The following is a 20,532-nucleotide window of genomic DNA, read 5'->3' on the forward strand; positions in this document are numbered from 1 at the left end:
TTTCGGGTATACTTATGCGCAAACGAACATGAACGAAGGAGCGGTGAAACCATTATGGACGCCGAGCGTTATACGGAAGCGCTGTACGAGGGGAAGGAAGACGCCGCGCTGCGGCGCGTGCTCGATTCGATCAAAGAACGGAATATGCCGGATATTTCGGTCAAGCCGGGGTACGGACGGCTGCTGACGCTGCTCGTCGCGGCTTCGGGGGCGAAGGACGTGCTCGAAATCGGGGCGCTCGCCGGCTACAGCGGCATTTGCCTTGCGCGCGGCCTGCCGCCGGGAGGCTCGCTGGTGTCGCTGGAGCTGAAAGCGGAATACGCGGAACTGGCCCATGCGAATTTGACCGCCGCTGGCTTCGGCGACCGGGTGACGTACCGCGTCGGCGAGGCGCTGCCGCAGCTCGAGGCGCTGGCGGCGGAGGGAAGGGCGTTCGATTTCTTCTTCATCGACGCGGACAAAGGCAACTACCCGAACTATCTCGATTGGGCGCTGCGTCTCGGCCGGCCGGGGGCGATCATTATCGGGGACAATACGCTGATGAAGGGGCGCATCGTCGAGGAAGCGTCGACGTCCCCGTCGGTGCGCGCGATGCGCGCGTTCAACGAACGCATCGCGCACGACCCGCGCCTTACGAGCGTCATGCTGCCGGCGTACGACGGGCTCGCGATCGCGCGCATCGTCGGTTAACCGGACGGCGCGGCCGCCTTCTTGCGCAGCGTGGTGAACGCCCAGACGGCATTCAAGAGCAGCAGCCCGCAGGCGAACACGAATATGCCGCGAATGCCGACGACACCGGCGAGCGCGCCGCCGACGGCCGGGCCGAGCACGTTGCCGAGGCTGAGGAAGCTGCTGTTGAAGCCGAACGCGCGGCTCTCCATCCCGTCGGGCGTATAGTTGCGAAGGAGCGCGTTCACGGACGGCAGCATGCCGCCCATGAACAAGCCGAGGAAAAATCGGCTGATCACGAGCTGCCATACGTTATGCACCAACGCCTGCGGGATGAAGCAAAGCGCCGCCCCGACCAAGCAGACGACGAGCACCTTCTCGTAGCCGATGCGATCGGCGAACCGCCCGAGAATCGGCGAAGCGGTCATGTTGGCGAAGCCGGTGACCGATCCGACGAGCCCGGCGTAGAAGGCGAGCATATGCGTGCCGTGCAGCTCCTGCACGAACAGCGGGATCAGCAGCAGCGAGCTGAGCATCGATACCTGAATGCCGACGGTGACCGCGAACAGCGCGGGAATTTGCGGCTTCTTCACCAGCCTGCGGAAACTTTCGGCGAGCGTCGCGTTCGCCCTTCCGCGGGCTTCTTTGCGTTCGAACGCTTCTTTCACGGTCGCCCACGCGAGCAGACTGGCGGCGAACAGCATGGAGCCGGTCAAATAAAAAATCGGCCGGTAGCCGACCCATTCGGCCAAGATGCCGCCGATGAACGGGCCGAGAATCGTGCCGGCGACGGCGCCGGACTGCAGCGTCCCCATCGCGAAGCCCATGCGCTCCTTAGGGGCGCTCGCCGACATGAGCGCGGTGGCGGCCGGCGCGAAGCCGGAGACGAGACCGTTCAGCATGCGGAGCAGCAGGAGCTGCCACGCGCTGGTCGCAAAGCCCATCAGCAGCATGACGATCGCCATGCCGAAGCCCGAGCGGAGCAGCATGATTTTGCGGCCGAACCGGTCGGCGAGTCCCCCCCACAGCGGCTGAGCGACGAAGGCCGTGACGAAGTTGCCGGCGAATATGGCGTTCGCCCACCACGCGACCGCGCGAGGGTCCGTGACGCCGAGCTCCGTTTGCAGATAAAGAGACAGGAACGGGATGATCATCGTCATGCCGGACATGACGAGGAACTGCCCGAACCAAAGCACGGCCAAATTAATTTTCCATCGTTCCAAGTGTCGTTTCCTCCGATCTTTTTTATTATACACGAAACTTCCGATGCATAAATTTGCCAACCGAAGGGAACGGTAACAGAAGGCGCGCATTTCGCCGCTGTACATATAGAATTAAGGAGCTGACCTGACGTGAAATTCGGTGCGCACGAAGTAATGGAAGTATCGGAACTGCTGACGGAAAAAATGAACTTGATCAATCATTTGGCGATGTACGAGCAGGAAGCGCAGGACGAGCAGCTGCGTTCGACGATTCGCCGTCATCTGGACGCGGCGGTTCAAATGTACGACCTGATGGTCGCGTACACGCACGATTACAGCGCGCGCAACGGCATGCAGCCGCCCTACCCGCAGCCGGACGCCAACCTCGAGAGACTGCGGTACGGGTTGCGCAACCCGCAGCCGATGGCGCCGCAGCGGACGGGCCGATTCAACGATATGATGATCCAAACGGCGCTGCTTACGATGCACAAAGCGTCCGCGATTTCCCATACCCAGCGCGGCTTGGAAATCACGGATCCGAACCTGCGCCAAATGGTGCTGAACGGCGCGATCACCTGCTATAACCAAGCGTACGAAACGTTCCTGCTCATGAATCAGCAAGGCACGTACCAAGTGCCGACGATTCACGATCATACGGCGAAAACGATGCTTCACTCGTACATGCCGATGAACAACCAAGGGCTCATGATGGAGGAGCACATGGGCGCGGCGGGCATGCAGGGGCTGACGCCGCGTACGCAAGGCATGCCGTCGAACATGCCGCAGCAAATGAACATGAACGGTCAGTACATGAACCAATAAAACGGCATCGCAGCATGAGAGCGTCCCCTCCGGACGCTCTTTTTTTGTGCTATAATACGGGGATGGAAAAGCGTGGCGAGGGAGCTAACCGGATGAGATCGAGAACGGAAACGATGCGAAAGCGGCGGACGAGCCGAAGACGCAAGCTGATATTGGCGAACGCGGCGCTGCTGGCGGCGATCGGCGCCGTCGTCGCTTGGAACGTATGGGCGTCCTCGCCGGACGAAGGGCGGAGCGCGGCGCCGGCCGAGGTCGAGCAGCGTCCCGCGGACGCCGCGCCGCCAGCGGATGATTCGCCCGAAGAGGAGCCGGACGCCGGCGCGCCGGACGCTCCCGCGGACACGGAGGAACCGACATCCGAGGAAGCGCCGCTCGAGCCGCCCGCGGACGGGACGGTGAAGCTCGCGTTCGTCGGGGACGTGCTGCTCGGCGAATACGTCGGCGAATTAATGAGGCGCAACGGATTTGATTATCCGTACGTCCATGTCGCCGAGCTGATCCGAAGCGCCGATCTGGCGGCCGCGAATTTGGAAACCGCGGTGACGGACCGCGCGGCCGAGAAGCCCGGCAACAAGACCTACGAGTTCAACAGCGATCCCGACGCGCTGCCGGCGTTCCGCGATGCGGGCTTCGACGCGGTCAATCTCGCGAACAATCATACGATGGATTTCGGGCCGGACGGCCTGCGGGATACGATGCGCCACCTCGACGAGAACGGCATCGCGCATGTCGGGGCGGGCGAGACGGCCGAGGAAGCGTACGCGCCTGAATACATAGAGAAGAACGGACTCCGCATCGCCCTGCTCGGGTTCAGCCGCGTCATTCCGGACGTGTCCTGGAAAGTCGGCGACCGGAAGATCGGGCTCGCGGAAACCTACGATTACACGAAGCCGGTGGCGGCGATCGAGAAGGCGGCGGCGGAAGCGGATCTCGTCGTCGTCATGGCGCACTGGGGAGACGAGCTGCGGGAGGAGCCCCACCCGGAGAAACAGGTCGACCTCGCCCGCCGGTATATCGACGCGGGGGCGGATCTCGTCGTCGGCTCGCATCCGCACGTGCTGCAAGGGTTCGAGCGGTATGGTGGCGGATGGATCGCTTACAGCCTGGGCAATTTCATTTTCACGAAATCGAAGGAACCGCTGACGTACGATTCTGCGGTGCTGCTCGCCGATTGCGGCCGCGGCGGCGATTGCCGGCTGACGGTGGAGCCGTTCCGCGTGGATACGCCGCAGCCGCAGCCGATGGACGCGGATCGCAGAGCGCAGGTGCTCGCGCGTTTATCGTCGTTGTCGATCGGCGTCGAGGTGCGCTCGGACGGAACGGTGGCGGAGAAGCAAGAGGAGTAACGCGGCCGGAGCGCCGAACCAGAGAGGACGATGCGGCATCATGAAGAGACGACAGGCTTGGGTTTCGGCGCTTCTTACTGCGGCGCTTCTCGGCGGGACGACGTCCGCGCCGGAGGCGCTCGCGGAGGATGCGTTCCGCGTATATGTGGATTCGGCGGCGCTGCAGACGGCGGCGCCGTACGTCGCCGGCGGCGAGCTGATGCTGCCGCTGCGGCCGCTGCTTCAGCGGCTCGGCTTAACCGGGACCTGGAACGAAGAGGGGACGCGCTTTACCGTTGACGCGGGCGCGCGAGCGATCGCCTACGCTCCTGGCGAGGCGACGGTCGTCGTGAACAGCGTGCCGCATTGGCGCGGGGCGGCGCCCGAGCTGCGCGGCGGTTCGCTGTACGTGCCTGTCGCGTCGCTGCGGGCGGATGTGGGACTGGCCGTGCGATGGAGCGCGGCGACCGGCGCCGTCGTCGTCGAATCGCCGCTCGATCTGTATCTTGCTTCGCTCGCGGCGGAAGCTGGAACGCTTGCGTACCGCGGCGCTGCGAAGGGCGGCAAGCCCGACGGGACCGGCGTTTGGAAGAAGGATGGCTTCATCGTGTATGAAGGGGAGTTCCGCGGCGGGGCGCCGCACGGCGCCGGGAAGCTGTACCGAGGCGGCGAGCTGCTATACGAAGGCGCGTTCAAGCAAGGGCGTGCGGAGGGCGTCGGCACGATCTATGCGTCGCCGGACCGCTACTATATCGGATCGCTCGTTCGCAGCGTGCCGGAGGGGCAAGGGACGTTGTTCGCGAACGGCCGCCCTCTATACGAAGGCGATTGGAAGGCCGGCTTCATGGACGGCGCCGGCAAGCAGTACGACGCTTCCGGCGCGCTCGTTTACGAAGGGGAGATGCACCAGGGCGCAAGGAACGGCTTCGGCGTCGAGTATGTCGACGGCTTGCCGGCGTATGCCGGCGATTGGGCGTTCGGCGAGAAGACGGGCCGGGGGAAGGCGTTCGCCACCGGCGGAGAAGTCGCGTACTCGGGCGGCTGGAAGGCGGGCGCGCGGCACGGCGACGGCTATCTGTATTCCAGGCGGACGATCACGTGGTACGAAACCGACGGCAGGGCGATCGTCTCCGAAGCGGAGCGGGAATCGACGGTGGCGAGGCCCGTAACCTACGCGGACGGCAAGCTTGTGGCCGAAGCGGCCGCCCTCGTGTACACGAGCTTGGACGGCGAACGGGGCCAGGCGCTGCTGGAAGAAGCGGGATTGAGCGCCGCGGTCGCCTCGTCGGAGGATCATCTGAACGGGCTCGCCGAAATTCGCCGGTCCGCCGGCAACCGGGCGACCGAGACGGGCGTCGTGTTCGCCTCCGAGTTGCTGTACGTCGGCATGGTGCGCGACGGGGCGATGCACGGGTACGGCCGGCTGTACGAAGGCGGAGAGCTTGCGTACGCGGGCGAATTCGAGAACGGCATACGCCATGGACAAGGCCGGGAATATGCCGGCGGCTTGGTCGTATACGACGGCGGATGGGCGGACGGCGCGAAGGAAGGGCGCGGCCGGAGCTACGCATACGAGGAGGCCGCCCAAGGCGCCGACGAGCCGGGGACGGCCGCCATCGAGGCGGGCGTATACCGCGGCGGGAAGCTTGTCTCGGTCGCGGCGGGGTATACGTATTACGGGGAATTCGCGAACGGCGCGATGAACGGGCAAGGCGTGCTGCTGGAGCGGCTTGCCGACGGCAAGCTGGAGAAACGGTACGAAGGCGGTTTCGAAGGCGGATCGTACGAAGGAACGGGCCGGCTTTACGCCGGGAAGAAGCTCGTCTACGAAGGGGAGTTCGAAGACGGCCTGCGCAGCGGGGCGGGGAGGCAGTACGACGCGCTCACCTCCGCGATCGTCTACGAAGGGGAATTCGCGAACGACATGTTCCACGGGACCGGCACGCTGTATTACGGGGTTAACCGCGTCAAATACGAAGGGCAGTTCAAAAACGGGTTCATGCACGGCTCGGGCCGCCTCTACCGGGACGTGACCCATACCGCGAACGCCGGCACCGGCCTGCTGTACGAAGGCACGTTCCGCAGCGGCAAAAAGCACGGGTACGGGAAAGAATATAACGGATACGGTTCTTTGTTGTATGAAGGCGAATTCGTCGACGACAAGCGGAAAACCGAAGGAGCGAATCAAACATGACTCATCGAAACGTTTATTGCATCGGACGTAACTACGCGCTACACGCGAAGGAGCTCGGCAACGAGGTGCCGACGTCGCCGATGGCGTTCTTGAAGCCGACGCACGCGCTCGTGCCGCTCGAAGGGACGATCGCGATGCCCGCCGGCGTCGGCGAAGTGCATCACGAGGCCGAAATCGTGCTCCGCGTCTCCAAAGCGTACACGCCGGGCGCGAGCGTCGACGAGCTCGTCGACGCCTTCACGCTCGGGCTCGACTTCACGCTTCGCGACGTGCAGAGCGAGTTGAAAAAGAAGGGGCATCCGTGGCTCGCGGCCAAAGGATTCCTGAACTCCGGACCGATCTGCGGCTGGATGCCGTTCCCCGGCGCCGAAGCGGCGGCGAACGCGGCGTTCGAGCTGCGGAAGAACGGCGAGACGACGCAGCGGGGCTTCGCCCGCGACATGATTTTCTCGTTCCAGGAGCTGGTCGACTTCCTCGGCGTCCATTACGGTCTCGGGGAAGGCGACGTCATCTTCACGGGCACGCCGGCCGGCGTCTCCGCGGTGGCGGACGGCGACAAGCTGGAGCTGCTGTGGGACGGCCGGACGATCGGCGCATGCGAGATCGCGATGAAATAAAACAAAGGCGAAGCCTCGTGCAAGGGGCTTCGCCTTTGTCGTTTCGTTATGCCGTCGCTTCGGGGATCGCGTCCTGGTACATATCGCGCACCTTCAGAATGTGCGGCAGCTGCTCGAAGAACGCGTCCACGACCGCCGGATCGAAGTGCTGCCCGCGTTCTTCCTTGAACAAGTTCAGGATGCGGTCGAGCTCCCACGCCTTTTTGTACACCCGTTCGCTGCCCAAGGCGTCGAAGACGTCCGCGATCGCGGTAATGCGTCCGTAAATGTGAATCTCCTCGCCCTGCAAGCCGTTCGGGTATCCGCGGCCGTTCCATTTCTCGTGGTGCTGCGAGGCGACGATGGCGGCGATGCGCAGCAGCTCGCGGCGGGAATTCTTCAATAGATTGTATCCGATCGACGTATGCGTCTTCATGATGTCGTACTCTTCGTCCGTCAGCTTGCCGGGCTTCTTCAGCACGGCGTCGGGGATGGCGACCTTGCCGATATCGTGCATCGGCGAAGCCAGCCTCAGCTTCTCGGCTTCCTCCTCCGGCATACCGAGACCGAGCGCCAAAATGTACGAATACTCCGCCACGCGCTTGACGTGATTGCCCGTCTCCTTGGAGCGGCTCTCGCCGATTTCGCCCATCGTGAAAATGATTTCCTTCTGCGTCTCTTCGATCTCCTGCTGGAGCATGACGGATTCGATCGACTTGCCGGAATACGAGGCCGCCAGCTTTAAATACTCCAAGTCTTTCTCGGAGAACACCTGCGCTTCCGTCATTTTGTTGATCGCTTGGTACGCTCCGATGATGCGGCCTTCGTTGTTTTGGAACGGCACGACCATAAGCGCCTTCGTATGATAGCCGGTTCGTTTGTCGACGGCGATCGCGCCGCTTTCGAGCACGTCGCGGTATTTCACGTCGGTGTAGGCGTCGTCGATGAAAATCGCCTCGCCGGACGACACCGACATGCCGACCAGCCCGGACGTGACCGGAATTCGGATTTCCTTGACCCCGTGCGCGACCGTCGTGAACAGCTCGTTCGTCCGCTCGTCGATCAGCCACACCGAGCACCGGTCGGCGACGACCATCTCTCGGCCCATGTTCGCCATCAGAATGAGCACGTTCTCGAGGCTCCGCTCGTTCGCGATTTTGGCCGTGTATTCGAAAATGACGCCGAGCATTTGCTCCGGAGTCAAATCCTTCTTGATCTTCACGACCTCTAATTCAAATTCGTCATGCATCCGCCGGCACCCTCTCCGCATGGTCCTTTAGACCCTTTTTCAGCAACCCCTATTTTAGCAAACGACGGCGGGTTTATCGACGATTATTTCGACGAGGAAAAAATTTTTTGAATATTGCGACGTATCATTATATGATAAAAGCAAGCATAAAGAGTAACCATGGGAGGTGGCGCGGATGGCGAACCATGACGGGAAGTTCATATTCGTGTTTACGGGACCCGACGGGTCCGGTCGCAAGTCCGTGGCGGACGCCGTCGGACTGACCCTTGGCGTCCAGAAGATCATCTCGTACACGACGCGCGGCAAGCGTCCGATCGAAGAAGACGGCCAAGATTATTACTTCGTCGACGAAGCCTCTTTCCGGTCGGCGGCGGCGGCGGGGGAATTCGTCGAACACTTGACCATTCACGGCTACCGGTACGGCATCAAAGAAGCGGACATTACTAGAGGATTCGAAAAAGGAAGCGTTTACGTCATTATGAACCGGCACGGCGCGGATATTTTGAAACAGAAGTACGGCGACCACGTGATCCGCATTTTCTTGTACGCTGACCGCAACACGGTGCGCGAGCGGCAAGTGAGAGACGGATTATCCGAGCCCGAAATCGAACGGCACTTATCCCATTACGACGAAGACATGGCCTACGGGCCTCAATGCGAGCATTCGGTCGAAAATATCAACGATCTCGGGCATACGGTGTATCATGTGACAAATGTGCTGGAGGAATACTTGCAGCGGGATTTGGTGGATAAGGATTAGCGGCGCAGTGGCTTGTGCCGCCGGCGGCAGCGGCGGGAAGCGCGTTATGGGAAGAGAGTATGCAAAAGAAGGGCAGGGTGTTGTCTTCTTATGCATACATGGTTCCCATAACGGGGGCTTGTGCCGCCGGCGGCAGCGGCGAGAGGCGGGTTATGGGAAGGGAGTATGCAAAAGAAGGGCAGGGTGTTGCCTTCTTATGAATACATGGTTCCCATAACGGGGACCGGTGCCGCCGGCTGGAGCGGCGAGAGGCGCGTTATGGGAAGGAAGTATGCAAAAGAAGGGCAGGGTGTTGCCTTCTTATGCATACATGGTTCCCATAACGCGCCGGGGTTGTTTTCGGCATGAATCAAAAATATCTTCAAGCTTGTCTTCAATCTGAGAGGCCCTAGGGCCTCTCTTTTATTGTTTTCTGTATACATTACAAAACGAAGGCCAGGAATTATGTGGATTTTCCAAAATCATGTCCTCCAAATTGACGCGGCTCTCGAACACGAACAGTCCCTGTAGTAGGGGGAATCGAAGCGTTCCGACGACGGGAGGAAACCTATGAAATTCGCGACGTTCAAGATCGACGGCGCCGAGCGGCATTGTTCCGATCGCTGCGATCCGTGCGGCAGAGGGTGTCGACTGGCCGCTCGACATGTCGAGCTGATCGCTTCGGGACGCATGCGGGAAGCCGTCGCATGGTATCGGGACGGGGGAGCCGGCTAGCTGGACGCCATGCGACATGGAAGTAAGCACGGCGCTGAACGGAACGGTTGTGCATAAAACAAATTGCGCCATATGAGATTCCGTCCATGGCAAATCGTCGCGTTCCACTCGCTGGTCATGACGCTGCTGCCCGGCGACGCCATTATGACGGGGACGCCGGGGGCCGTCGTCATCGCCGAGGGCGACGCGGCGGAATGCCGGATCGAAGGGATCGGCGCATTGACGAATCCGGTCGGTCGGCTGCCGCAGCCGTAGGGCGCGGCTGACCTCGGAGCGAAGCCTTCATGCGGAGGGACGCGGCGGCGAAACGAACCAAAGCGGCGCATCATTCGAAAGAGACCCGACAAGGGTCTCTTTTTTGATATTGCACGGACTACATGTGATTAAATATTACAACAAACCAGTAATGTAGTGAAAAAATATCTAAATGTTATATGTGTGTAAGGGTGGAAGCGTTATAATTCATTGAACTGTGTTAATATTATTGACACAACATCTCGATTGAATCTATAATCTCCCTAACGAACGATGACAGAGATACATAACCAAAACGTTCGGAAACTTTAGGGGAGTGGTATGGATGAAGGGTAGGCAGTCCAAGGTGTTGCTGATGATCGTAAGCGCAATGTTGGTGCTCGCCGCGTGCGCTTCGGGGACTTCGACGACGACGGAAGCCCCGGCGGAAACGAGCGGTTCGGGATCGGCGCCGGCGAGCGGAGGGGAAGCGGCCCCGGCGGAAGAAGCCGAAGGCGATACGATTAAAGTAGGCATCCTGCACAGCTTGAGCGGCACGATGGCGATCAGCGAGGTGTCGGTCCACGACGCGGAATTGCTTGCGATCAAGGAAATCAACGAGAACGGCGGCGTGCTCGGCAAGCAAATCGAGCCGATCATCGAGGACGGCGCGTCCGATTGGCCGACGTTCGCCGAGAAGGCGAGGAAGCTGATCTCGAGCGATCAGGTCGCGACGGTGTTCGGCGGATGGACTTCGGCGAGCCGGAAGGCGATGCTGCCGGTGTTCGAGGAATTGAACGGACTGCTGTGGTACCCGGTGCAATACGAGGGGCTGGAGCAGTCGCCGAACATCATGTACACGGGGGCGACGACGAATCAGCAGATCGTGCCGTCCGTGACGTGGCTGCTCGAAAATCGGGGGAAAACGTTCTTCCTGCTCGGTTCCGATTACGTGTTCCCGCGTACGGCGAACAAGATCATCAAGGCGCAGCTTGAAGCCGAAGGCGGTACGGTCGTCGGCGAAGAGTATACGCCGCTCGGGCACACCGACTACAGCACGATCATCAGCAAAATTCAAGCGGCCAACCCGGATATCGTATATAACACGCTGAACGGCGACAGCAACGTCGCGTTCTTCAAGCAGCTGAAGGATGCGGGCATCGGTCCGGACAAGATGACGACGCTGTCCGTATCGGTCGCCGAAGAAGAGGTTCGAGGCATCGGTCCCGACGTGCTCGCGGGGCATCTAACGGCATGGAACTACTACCAAACGACGGAAACAGAGGCGAACAAGAAATTCGTCGAGGCGTATAAGGCGGCTTACGGCGCGGATCGCGTCACCAGCGACCCTGCGGAAGCGGGATACATCGCAGTATACTTATGGGCGGCCGCCGTCGAGAAAGCGGGCACGACCGACGTCGACGCGGTGAAGGCCGCGGCGGCGGGACTGACGCTGGAGGCCCCGGGCGGACTCGTGACGGTGGACGGCGAAACGCAGCACATTCATAAAACGGTTCGCATCGGCGAGGTGCAGGCCGACGGCATGATCAAAGAATTGTACAGCACGCCGGAGCCGGTGAAGCCGGATCCGTACCTCAAGGGCTACGAATGGGCTTCGGGACTTAGCGAGCAGTAAGCTCGGACGATTGGTCAAGGCGGCGGGCTCCCGCCGCCTTTCTTGTCCGGAAGCCAAAGGAGGGAAAGCATGGTCTGGCTGCTTCAATTGTTCAACGGCGTCAGCGTAAGCTCCATCTTGCTGCTGGTCGCGCTCGGCCTCGCCGTCACGTTCGGGCTCATGAACGTCATCAACATGGCGCACGGGGAGCTTATTATGATCGGCGCGTATACCGCCTACGTCGTGCAGAACGCGTTCATCGCCTTTATGCCGAAATCGGGCTTCGACTGGTATTTCGTCGCGGCGCTGCCGCTGTCGTTCGCCTTCGCCGCTTTCGTCGGCTGGTTGATGGAGGTCGGCCTCATCCGCTTTTTGTACGGCAGGCCGCTTGACAGCCTCCTTGCGACGTGGGGCGTCGGCATGATTTTGCAGCAAGCCGCGCGCAGCGTGTTCGGCGCTCCGAACGTGGCGGTGACGAGTCCGTCCTGGCTGAACGGGGGGCTCGACATCGGATCCGGCCTCGTTCTTACGTATAAGCGGCTGTTCATTATCGCGCTGGTCGTCGCGGTGCTCGCGGCGATGTATGTGTACATTTACCGTTCGCGGGCCGGGCGCAATATGCGGGCCGTGATGCAAAACCGCGAGATGGCGGCTTGCCTCGGCGTGTCGACGCGGCGCGTCGACTCCGCCTCGTTCGCCATCGGCGCGGGCATCGCCGGCGTCGCCGGCTGCGCCTTGACGCTCCTCGGCCCGATCGGACCGTCGTTAGGCACGTACTACATCGTGGACGCGTTCATGGTCGTCGTGCTCGGCGGCGTCGGCAAGCTGGTCGGCACGGTCGTCGGCGCGCTCGGGATCGGGGTGACGAGCACGCTGTTCGAATCGTGGACGACGGCGTCGATCGGCAAGGTGCTCGTATTCGCGCTTGTCGTAGCGTTCTTGCAGTGGCGGCCCCGAGGCTTCGCGGCGTTGAAAACGCGGGCGCTCGACGGGCAATAAGGAGGGACAACGATGCTTGGTTTGCAAAGATCGATTCCGAAGCCGTGGCTGCTGGCGGGATACGCCGTCGCCGTCGCGCTGCTGCTGCTCGCCCCGATGTTTTTGTCCGATTTTCGCCTGAATTTGCTTTCCAAATTTTTAGCGTTCGCCATTTTGGCGCTCGGGTTGGATTTGCTTTGGGGATATACCGGCATTCTTAGTTTGGGGCAGGGCGTCTTTTTCGGACTAGGGGCTTACTGCATGGCGATGTATTTGAAGCTGGAGTCGACGGGGGGCAAACTTCCCGATTTTATGAGCTGGAGCGGCTTGGAGCGGCTGCCGCTGTATTGGGTGCCGTTCGGCAGCTTCGGTTTCGCCGTCGCGGCGGCGATCGCGGTGCCGGCGCTGCTGGCGTTCGCGCTCGGCTGGTTTACGTTCCGCAATCGGGTGCGCGGCGTCTATTTTACGATTTTGACCCAAGCGCTCGTCATGATCGTCGTCACGCTGTTCGTCGGCCAGCAGGGGTTCACGGGCGGCACGAACGGAATCACGTCGTTCAAAACGGTGCTCGGGCACTCCTTGGCGGATCCGAATGTGAAGTTGTTCTTGTACTACGTTACGGCTGCGGCGTTGGTCGCCGGGTTCGTCCTGTGCCGTTGGCTCATCTCGACGCGGCTCGGCAGGGTGCTGGAAGCGATTCGCGACGGGGAAAACCGGGTTCGATTCTTCGGATACAACCCGGCCGTGTTCCAATCGTTCGCCTTCGCCCTCTCCGGCGCGTTCGCGGGGCTCGCCGGCATGCTGTTCGTCTTTCACGTCGGCATCATTTCGCCGTCGATGATGGGCATCGTGCCTTCGATCGAAATGGTGCTGTGGGTCGCCGCAGGCGGGCGCGGCACGTTGATCGGCGCCGTCGTAGGGACGCTGGCGCTCAATTGGGCGAAAAGCTTGATCAGCGAGGCGTATCCGGCCGTGTGGCTCATTTTCCTAGGGGCGCTGTTTATCGTCGTCGTGGTCCTGTTGCCGAAAGGGTTGATCGGATTGTTCTCATCGGTCGTCGGCGCCATTCGCGGAAGGAGGAAAACGGATGGAAGAGCAAGCTATCGTGCTGTCCTGCCGGAAGGTAAGCGTCAGCTTTGACGGGTTTTACGCGCTGCGCGAGATGGATTTTACGCTGCGCCGCGGCGAGCTCAGGTTCCTGATCGGGCCGAACGGCGCCGGGAAAACGACGATGCTGGACGCGATCTGCGGGAAGGTCAAGCCGAAGAGCGGCAGCGTGACGTTCTTTCGCGACGGCGCGGCGACGGAGCTGACGAAACTGAAGGAGCACAGCATCGCGGCATGCGGCATCGGGCGCAAGTTTCAGGCGCCTTCGGTGTTTTCCGCGCTGACGGTTCGGGCCAACATGGAGATCGCGCTGAAGCAAAAACGGACCGTGTTCGCGCTCTTGTTCGCCAAGATGGACGAGGGGGCGGAACGGCGCATCCGCGATACGCTGGCAATGGTAGGGCTGCTGGAAAAGGCGGAGTGGAAAGCGGGCGCCCTGTCGCACGGGGAGAAGCAGTGGCTCGAGATCGGCATGATTTTGCTCTCCGAGCCGCAGGTCATGCTGCTCGACGAGCCCGTCGCCGGCATGACCGACGAGGAGACGGAGAAAACCGGGCATCTGCTCCGGCGCATCATCGAAGATCGGAGCGTCGTCGTCGTGGAACACGATATGGACTTCGTGCGGCGCTTCTCCTCCAAGGTGACGGTCATGCACGAGGGCTCTCTCCTGACGGAAGGAACGATGGCCGAGGTGCAAAGCGACGAGAAGGTCGCCGAGGTGTACTTAGGAAAAATCGCGGGGTGATGCAGTCGTGTTGACAATAAGCGGCTTGGAGTCGGGATACGGGGAAAGCATGGTCGTGCGCGACGTCGGCTTCGCGCTTCGCCCGGGGCGCGTGACGTGCTTGATGGGGCGTAACGGCGTCGGCAAGACGACGCTGCTGAAAACGATCATGGGCGTCATTCGGGCGAAACGCGGGTCCATCCGCTTGGAGGACAAAGAGCTGCTCGGCGAGCCGCCGGCGCTTCGGGCCCGCGGCGGCATCGGTTACGTTCCGCAAGGGCGCGAAATTTTCCCGCAATTGACGGTGGAGGAGAACGTGCTGCTCGGATTGGAAGCGAGGCCGAAGCTCGGAAAGAGGGCTGTCGTTCCGAAAGCGATCTACGAACGGTTTCCGGTGCTCTACGACATGCGGGGGCGGCGCGGCGGCGATTTGAGCGGCGGGCAGCAGCAGCAGCTGGCGTTTGCGCGCGCGCTCGTGTCGGAACCGAAGCTGCTGCTGCTCGACGAGCCGACGGAAGGCATTCAGCCGAACATCGTGCAGGAGATCGGCAGGCTGCTCGGGGAACTGCGGTCGGAGGGCATCGGCATGCTGCTCGTCGAGCAAAGCATCGCGTTCGCGCGGGAAACCGCCGACGAGTTCTTGGTGCTCGACAAAGGAGTGATCGTTGCGCAGGGCGGCATCGAAGAGCTGGACGAAAGCATTATTCATCGACATCTGACGGTTTAGGAGTGTTCGGCATGTATTTAACGGAGCGGGAAAAAGAGAAGCTGCTCGTGACGGTGGCAGCGGACGTCGCTCGGCGCAGGCTGCAGCGCGGCGTGAAGCTGAACGTGCCGGAGGCGACGGCGCTCATCACCTCGGAGCTGCTCGAGGGGGCCCGGGACGGTCTCACCGTCGCACAGCTGATGCAGCTCGGCACGAAGGTGCTGACGCGCGAGCAAGTGATGGAGGGCGTGCCGGAAATGGTGCACGAGGTGCAGGTGGAAGCGACGTTCCCGGACGGAACGAAGCTGGTAACGGTGCATGATCCGATCCGATAGCGAAGGGGGCGACCGAATGATGATTCCCGGGGAAATACGGGCCGCGGCGGGGGAAATCGAGCTTAGCGCCGGCAGGCCGACGGCGGACGTGAAGGTCGTGAATACCGGAGACCGGCCGGTGCAGGTCGGCTCGCACGCGCACTTCTTTGAAGTGAACCGCGCGCTGCTGTTCGACCGGCTGCAGGCGTACGGCATGCGGCTGCATATCCCGTCCGGCACGGCCGTTCGGTTCGAGCCGGGCGAGGAGAAGCGGGTGACGCTCGTCGCGCTCGGCGGTGCGAAGCTCGCGTACGGCATGAGCGGCATCGCTTCGGGTTCCGCAATCGCGGGCGAGCCGGTGCCGGAGGATGTCAAGGCAAGGCTGGAAGCGTGGGAGGGGAACGGCAAGTGACGAGAATGAAGCGGTCCGCCTACGCGAACATGTTCGGTCCGACCGTAGGGGATGCCGTCCGTTTGGCGGATACGGAGCTGTGGGCGGTCATCGAGAAGGACTATACCGTATATGGGGATGAAATCAAGTTCGGGGGCGGCAAAACGATCCGCGACGGCATGGGCCAGTCGAGCCGCGCGACGCGCGAGCGCGACGGCGTGCTGGACACGGTCATCACGAATGCGACGATTATCGATCACTGGGGCATCGTGAAGGGCGACATCGGCATTCGCGACGGACTCATCGTCGGCGTCGGAAAAGCCGGCAACCCCGACATTATGGACGGGGTCGATCCGCGGCTGATCGTCGGCGCTTCGACGGAGGTCATCGCCGGCGAAGGCAAAATCGTGACGGCGGGCGGCATCGACAGCCATATTCATTTTATTTGTCCGCAGCAGATCGGCGAGGCGCTCGCGTCGGGCGTCACGACGATGCTCGGCGGCGGCACCGGGCCCGCGACGGGCACGAACGCGACGACGGTAACGCCGGGCGCTTGGCATATGCGCCGGATGCTGGAGGCGGCCGAAGCGTTCCCGATGAACCTCGGCTTCCTCGGGAAGGGCAATGCTTCGTTCGAGGAGCCGCTGCGGGAGCAAATCGAGGCGGGCGCGATCGGGCTGAAGCTGCATGAGGATTGGGGCACGACGCCGGCGGCGATCGATGCATGTCTTAAAGTCGCCGACGCCTACGACGTGCAGGTGGCGATCCATACGGACACGCTGAACGAGTCAGGCTTCGTCGAAGATACGATCGCGGCGATCGCCGGGCGCACGATCCACACCTATCATACAGAAGGCGCCGGCGGCGGCCACGCGCCGGACATTATCAAAATCGCTTCGCTGTCGAACGTGCTGCCGTCGTCGACGAATCCGACGCGGCCGTTCACGATCAATACGATCGAGGAGCATCTCGACATGCTGATGGTATGCCATCACCTCGACGCTTCGATTCCCGAGGACGTGGCGTTCGCGGATTCCCGCATACGCCCGGAGACGATCGCGGCCGAGGATATGCTGCACGACCGCGGCGTGTTCAGCATGATCTCGTCCGATTCGCAGGCGATGGGGCGCGTCGGCGAGGTCATTATCCGCACGTGGCAGACGGCCGACAAGATGAAGAAGCAGTTCGGACCGCTGACGGAACTTGGCGACGCCGAGGGGAACGACAACGGGCGAATTAAGCGATACGTCGCGAAATATACGATCAACCCGGCGATCGCGCACGGCATGTCGCATCTGATCGGCTCGATCGAGCCGGGCAAGTTCGCGGATTTGGTGCTGTGGAGCCCGACGTATTTCGGCGTGAAGCCGGATATGGTGCTGAAGGGCGGCGGCATCGCTTGGGCGCAGATGGGCGATCCGAACGCGTCCATTCCGACGCCGCAGCCGGTGTGGGGGCGTCCGATGTTCGGCGCGTTCGGGAAGATGCGGTACGCGACGAGCATCACGTTCGTGTCGCAGGCGGCGTACGACGCCGGGGTGGATCGCGAGCTCGGGCTGCAAAAGCGCGTCGAGCCGGTGAAGCGGTGCCGCGACGTCACGAAGGCGGACATGATTCATAACGGGGCGACGCCGGTCATCGAGGTGAACCCGGAGACATACGAGGTTCGGGTCGACGGCGAGCATCTGACGTGCGAGCCGGCGGAGACGCTGCCGATGGCGCAGCGGTATTTCTTGTTTTGAGCCGCTGGGCGTTCGCGCAGCTGCTCGATTCGGCGCTGCCGGTCGGCGCCTTCAGCCACTCGTTCGGCCTCGAGACGGCCGTGCAGGAGGGCGTCGTCGGGGCGAAGGCCGACGTCGCGGAGTATATCGCCGCGATGCTGCGGCACGTCTGGGCGCCGATGGACGCGGCCGCGGTGAAGGCCGTCTACCGGTACGGCGCGCGCGACGGCGATTGGGACCGCGTCTGGGCGCTCGACGAGCGGCTGCATGCGTCGCGCCTCGCGGCCGAGTCGCGGGACGGCGTGCTGAAGATGGGGCGGCGGCTGCTGAAGCTCGGCGCGGCGATGCATCCGGCGCTCGATTGGGCGCCGCTGGAGCGGGCGGTGTCTTCCGGCGCGTGCCCGGGGACGCATCCGACGGTGCATGGGTACGCCGCGCATCTGCTCGGCGTGAGCGAGGACGAGGCGGCGGAAGGGTATTTGTACGCCTGCGCGACGCTGGCGGTCAATACGGCGCTGCGGCTCATGCCGATCGGGCAGACGGAGGCGCAGGCGCTGCTCGCGTCGCTGCTGCCGCGGATCGGCGAGGCGTGGGCCGCCGTCGCGCCGATCGAGCCGGAGGCGTTTTATTCGGCGGCGCCGGCGATGGACGGGTACATGATGCGCCACGAGGGGCTGTACAGCCGGTTGTTTATGTCGTGAGGGTTGAGGGAAAGGCTGCGGAAACCCGCGGCGGCGTTTGCGTTTGCGAGGAACCATTTTCAAGGAGGAATTCCCTATGTGTCAAGGAGCGAATCATCACCATCATCCGGAGTGGGCGCCGACGGCGGTCGCGACGGCGCGGCCGCTGCGCATCGGCATCGGCGGACCGGTCGGATCGGGCAAGACGGCGCTCGTCGAGCAGCTCGCTCGTCGGTTGAAAGATAAATACGACCTTGCGGTCATCACGAACGATATTTATACGAAGGAAGACGCGCGCATCTTGGCTAGAACCGAGGTGCTGCCGGAAGAGCGCATCGTCGGCGTGGAGACGGGCGGCTGCCCGCATACGGCGATTCGGGAGGACGCGTCGATGAACTTCGAGGCGATTGTTGAGCTGACGGAGCGGTTTCCGAAGCTCGAGATGATTTTCATCGAAAGCGGCGGAGACAATTTGGCGGCGGCGTTCTCGCCGGAGCTGGTCGATCGGTTCATTTACATCATCGACGTGGCGCAAGGGGAGAAAATTCCGCGCAAAGGCGGGCCGGGCATTATGCGTTCGGACTACCTCGTCATTAACAAAATCGACCTCGCGCCGCACGTGCGCGCCAGCCTGCAGGTGATGGAAGAGGATACGATCCGGATGCGCGGGGATCGGCCGTATACGTTCACGAATATGTTCAGCGGCGAGGGACTCGACCAGCTCGTGCAATGGGTGGAGCGTCAGTACGAGGATGCTGCGCGCGCCTGAGCGGCGCGTGGCGGCGCCGGCGATGTCGTCCGAGCTGCGCGCGGCATTCCGGCTGCGCGGCGGACGGACGGCGCTCGCGGACGCGTATTTCACGTCGCCGCTGAAAGTGAAGCGCACGTTCCCGGTCGGCGAGGGCGGCGCGGCGGTGACGGTCATGGACGTATCGCCGGGGCTCATGGACGGGGACGTCTACGGCTTGGACTGGACCGTCGGCCCCGGGTGCAGCGTGTACGCGACGACCCAAAGCTACGCCAAGGTGCATCCCGGCCCGCGCGCCGGCTCCGTCCAGTCGACGACGATCCGCGTCGAAGCGGGCGCCTCGTTCGTGTATGCGCCGCAGCCGGTCATGCTGTACGCGGGGGCGTCGCTTAAGGCGAGCACCCGCGTGGAGCTGGCGGACGACGCGACGCTGCTGCTGTTCGACGCGATGTGCGCGGGCCGCGTCCATTACGGCGCGGGCGAAGCGTTCCGCTTCCGGCTGTACGAAGCCGAGGTGGAGGTGCTCGCGCAGGGGCGGCTCGCCGCGTACGGGCGGCAGCGATTCGCTCCGGCGGAGCAGACGCTCGGCGCGATCGGCGCGTTCGAGCGCGATACGCATGCCGGGACGCTGTACGCGTTCGGCCCGTCCGCTTCGCGGGACGCGGTCGAGGCGCTGCGACCCGTCGCGGATCGCGCCGCGGGCGTTCGCTGCGGCGTCAGTCTGCTCGCGCGGTATGGTCTCGCCGCGACGGCGGTCGGGCGGAGCGCGTGGGAGGTGCAGGCGGCGCTCGAGTCGATTGGGCGCGCCTTCGCGGCTTATGCGGCGGAGCGTGCGCCCCGCGGGTGCGCGCCGATCGTTTGGCCTGAGGAAGCGTAAGGTTATGGCAGGGGGCAATGGGGCAGGCAAGCGCTGCTCCATTGCCCCCTGCTTTGGCTTTCGGTACAATAGGGGCACCTGCTTGTACGGTCGAAGGGAGAGGTGCCGCCGATGCTCATTGCACATTCGCACTTAACGGACGATATTTATTACCCGTTCGCGTTGGAGGAGTATTACTGCCGTTCCATGGGAACGGAGGAAGCGGCGTTCGCGCCGTCCGTCCACGTCTGGCGGCACGAGCGCGCCTTCGTGCTCGGCCTGCGCGACAGCCGGCTGCCGCGGGCGCTCGAGGCGATGGAATGGCTCGAGCGCGAGGAAGGGTACCGCGTCATGGTGCGCAACTCCGGCGGCGCCGCGGTGCCGCTCGATCTCGGCGTCGTGAACGTGACGCTGCTGCGGCGAAGCGTGCCGGGGCAGCTCGACATGAACGCGGATTTCCGGCTGATGGCGGGGGTGCTCGCCGAGACGCTGGCGCCGTTCGGCGTCGCGTTCGACACCGGCGAGGTCGAGGGTTCCTACTGCCCAGGCGAGTACGATCTGAGCGTGGACGGGCGCAAGTTTTGCGGCTTGGCGCAGCGGCGCTTGCAGCGCGCCTATACGGTGCAGGCGTTCGTCAACGCCGAAGGGGATTCGGCCGCGCGCGCGGCGGTCGCGCGCGAGTTTTACCGGCGCGCGGGCGGGCCGGCGCCGGAGGCGGTTCCGGGCGCGCTCGACGTGCGCCCGCAGGTGATGGGCAGCTTGACCGAGCTGTGCCCGAGCTTCCCCGGCGCGGCCGCTTGGCTCGAAGCGCTGCTGGGGCGCTTCGGGCCGCCGGCCGACGTGCCGGCCGAGGCGGCGCGCGCCGCCCGCGACGTCGCCGCCGCGCTGCGCGGGCGCTACGATCCGCGTTTCGCATAGCGCGGCGAA

The 20,532-nt window shown here is 63.1% G+C and carries 22 protein-coding genes; 20 read left to right on the plus strand and 2 right to left on the minus strand.

The genetic code is table 11. The features are described 5' to 3' along the window. Positions 1–54 precede the first annotated feature (54 nt). Positions 55–690, plus strand: coding sequence for an O-methyltransferase (locus tag VE009_RS19950; RefSeq protein WP_325010674.1), 636 nt, complete (start codon positions 55–57; stop codon positions 688–690). Here the strand turns inward: VE009_RS19950 and VE009_RS19955 are convergent. After that, positions 687–1,892, minus strand: coding sequence for an MFS transporter (locus VE009_RS19955; RefSeq protein ID WP_325010676.1), 1,206 nt, complete (start codon positions 1,890–1,892; stop codon positions 687–689). The genes VE009_RS19950 and VE009_RS19955 overlap by 4 nt on opposite strands. A gap of 129 nt (positions 1,893–2,021) precedes the next feature. Between VE009_RS19955 and VE009_RS19960 the strand changes: the two genes are divergently transcribed. From VE009_RS19960 to VE009_RS19975, 4 genes are all read left to right on the plus strand, one after another. Continuing rightward, positions 2,022–2,693, plus strand: coding sequence for a spore coat protein (locus tag VE009_RS19960; protein ID WP_325010677.1), 672 nt, complete (start codon positions 2,022–2,024; stop codon positions 2,691–2,693). Positions 2,694–2,785: 92 nt separating this feature from the next. Then, positions 2,786–4,039, plus strand: a complete 1,254-nt coding sequence (locus VE009_RS19965; protein ID WP_325010679.1) for a CapA family protein — start codon at positions 2,786–2,788, stop codon at positions 4,037–4,039. Positions 4,040–4,079: 40 nt separating this feature from the next. Then, positions 4,080–6,212, plus strand: a complete 2,133-nt coding sequence (locus VE009_RS19970) for a stalk domain-containing protein (RefSeq protein WP_325010681.1) — start codon at positions 4,080–4,082, stop codon at positions 6,210–6,212. Further along, positions 6,209–6,829: a fumarylacetoacetate hydrolase family protein gene (locus VE009_RS19975; RefSeq protein ID WP_325010683.1), complete on the plus strand. Its 621-nt coding sequence runs from the start codon at positions 6,209–6,211 to the stop codon at positions 6,827–6,829. Before VE009_RS19970 ends, VE009_RS19975 begins: the two co-directional genes overlap by 4 nt. A gap of 46 nt (positions 6,830–6,875) precedes the next feature. Here VE009_RS19975 and VE009_RS19980 read toward each other — a convergent pair whose 3' ends face one another. Beyond that, entirely contained in the window at positions 6,876–8,057 is a 1,182-nt protein-coding gene (locus VE009_RS19980) for an HD-GYP domain-containing protein (RefSeq protein WP_325010685.1), read from the minus strand. Positions 8,058–8,232: 175 nt separating this feature from the next. On the opposite strand from VE009_RS19980, the gene VE009_RS19985 reads away from it, so the two are divergent. The 15 genes from VE009_RS19985 (at position 8,233) to VE009_RS20055 (ending at position 20,523) form a co-directional block, all read left to right on the plus strand. After that, positions 8,233–8,817 carry a guanylate kinase gene (locus VE009_RS19985; RefSeq protein ID WP_325010687.1) on the plus strand — a complete coding sequence of 195 codons (585 nt, stop codon included), beginning with the start codon at positions 8,233–8,235 and terminating at the stop codon, positions 8,815–8,817. A 549-nt stretch (positions 8,818–9,366) separates the two neighbouring features. Continuing rightward, positions 9,367–9,531, plus strand: a complete 165-nt coding sequence (locus VE009_RS19990) for a hypothetical protein (protein WP_325010689.1) — start codon at positions 9,367–9,369, stop codon at positions 9,529–9,531. Positions 9,532–9,603: 72 nt separating this feature from the next. Beyond that, positions 9,604–9,786, plus strand: a complete 183-nt coding sequence (locus tag VE009_RS19995) for a fumarylacetoacetate hydrolase family protein (RefSeq protein ID WP_325010690.1) — start codon at positions 9,604–9,606, stop codon at positions 9,784–9,786. Between the two features lie 325 nt (positions 9,787–10,111). After that, positions 10,112–11,401: an urea ABC transporter substrate-binding protein gene (gene urtA / locus VE009_RS20000; protein ID WP_325010692.1), complete on the plus strand. Its 1,290-nt coding sequence runs from the start codon at positions 10,112–10,114 to the stop codon at positions 11,399–11,401. 69 nt (positions 11,402–11,470) lie between these two features. Beyond that, positions 11,471–12,379: an urea ABC transporter permease subunit UrtB gene (urtB, locus tag VE009_RS20005; RefSeq protein ID WP_325010694.1), complete on the plus strand. Its 909-nt coding sequence runs from the start codon at positions 11,471–11,473 to the stop codon at positions 12,377–12,379. 12 nt (positions 12,380–12,391) lie between these two features. After that, positions 12,392–13,498, plus strand: coding sequence for an urea ABC transporter permease subunit UrtC (gene urtC, locus VE009_RS20010; RefSeq protein ID WP_325010696.1), 1,107 nt, complete (start codon positions 12,392–12,394; stop codon positions 13,496–13,498). Beyond that, positions 13,446–14,210, plus strand: coding sequence for an urea ABC transporter ATP-binding protein UrtD (gene urtD, locus VE009_RS20015; protein WP_325010698.1), 765 nt, complete (start codon positions 13,446–13,448; stop codon positions 14,208–14,210). Before urtC ends, urtD begins: the two co-directional genes overlap by 53 nt. A gap of 7 nt (positions 14,211–14,217) precedes the next feature. Then, a complete protein-coding gene (gene urtE, locus VE009_RS20020; RefSeq protein WP_325010700.1) occupies positions 14,218–14,916 on the plus strand; it encodes an urea ABC transporter ATP-binding subunit UrtE in 699 nt (232 codons plus the stop codon). A gap of 11 nt (positions 14,917–14,927) precedes the next feature. Further along, on the plus strand, positions 14,928–15,230 hold the full coding sequence (locus tag VE009_RS20025) for an urease subunit gamma (protein WP_325010702.1): 303 nt from the start codon (positions 14,928–14,930) through the stop codon (positions 15,228–15,230). 19 nt (positions 15,231–15,249) lie between these two features. Continuing rightward, the gene (locus tag VE009_RS20030; protein ID WP_325010876.1) at positions 15,250–15,621 is read left to right on the plus strand and encodes an urease subunit beta; all 372 of its coding nucleotides are present in this window, start codon (positions 15,250–15,252) and stop codon (positions 15,619–15,621) included. Positions 15,622–15,626: 5 nt separating this feature from the next. Next, positions 15,627–17,342, plus strand: coding sequence for an urease subunit alpha (gene ureC, locus VE009_RS20035; RefSeq protein WP_414694909.1), 1,716 nt, complete (start codon positions 15,627–15,629; stop codon positions 17,340–17,342). Then, a complete protein-coding gene (locus tag VE009_RS20040; RefSeq protein ID WP_325010706.1) occupies positions 17,339–18,022 on the plus strand; it encodes an urease accessory protein UreF in 684 nt (227 codons plus the stop codon). The genes ureC and VE009_RS20040 overlap by 4 nt, the downstream gene beginning before the upstream one ends. 76 nt (positions 18,023–18,098) lie before the next feature. After that, positions 18,099–18,770, plus strand: coding sequence for an urease accessory protein UreG (ureG, locus tag VE009_RS20045; protein ID WP_325010708.1), 672 nt, complete (start codon positions 18,099–18,101; stop codon positions 18,768–18,770). Then, positions 18,754–19,626, plus strand: a complete 873-nt coding sequence (locus VE009_RS20050; protein ID WP_325010709.1) for an urease accessory protein UreD — start codon at positions 18,754–18,756, stop codon at positions 19,624–19,626. Before ureG ends, VE009_RS20050 begins: the two co-directional genes overlap by 17 nt. A 111-nt stretch (positions 19,627–19,737) precedes the next feature. After that, a complete protein-coding gene (locus VE009_RS20055; protein WP_325010711.1) occupies positions 19,738–20,523 on the plus strand; it encodes a lipoyl protein ligase domain-containing protein in 786 nt (261 codons plus the stop codon). Positions 20,524–20,532: the final 9 nt, after the last annotated feature.

Source organism: Paenibacillus sp., assembly GCF_035645195.1.
Classification (GTDB): Bacteria; Bacillota; Bacilli; order Paenibacillales; family YIM-B00363; genus Paenibacillus_AE.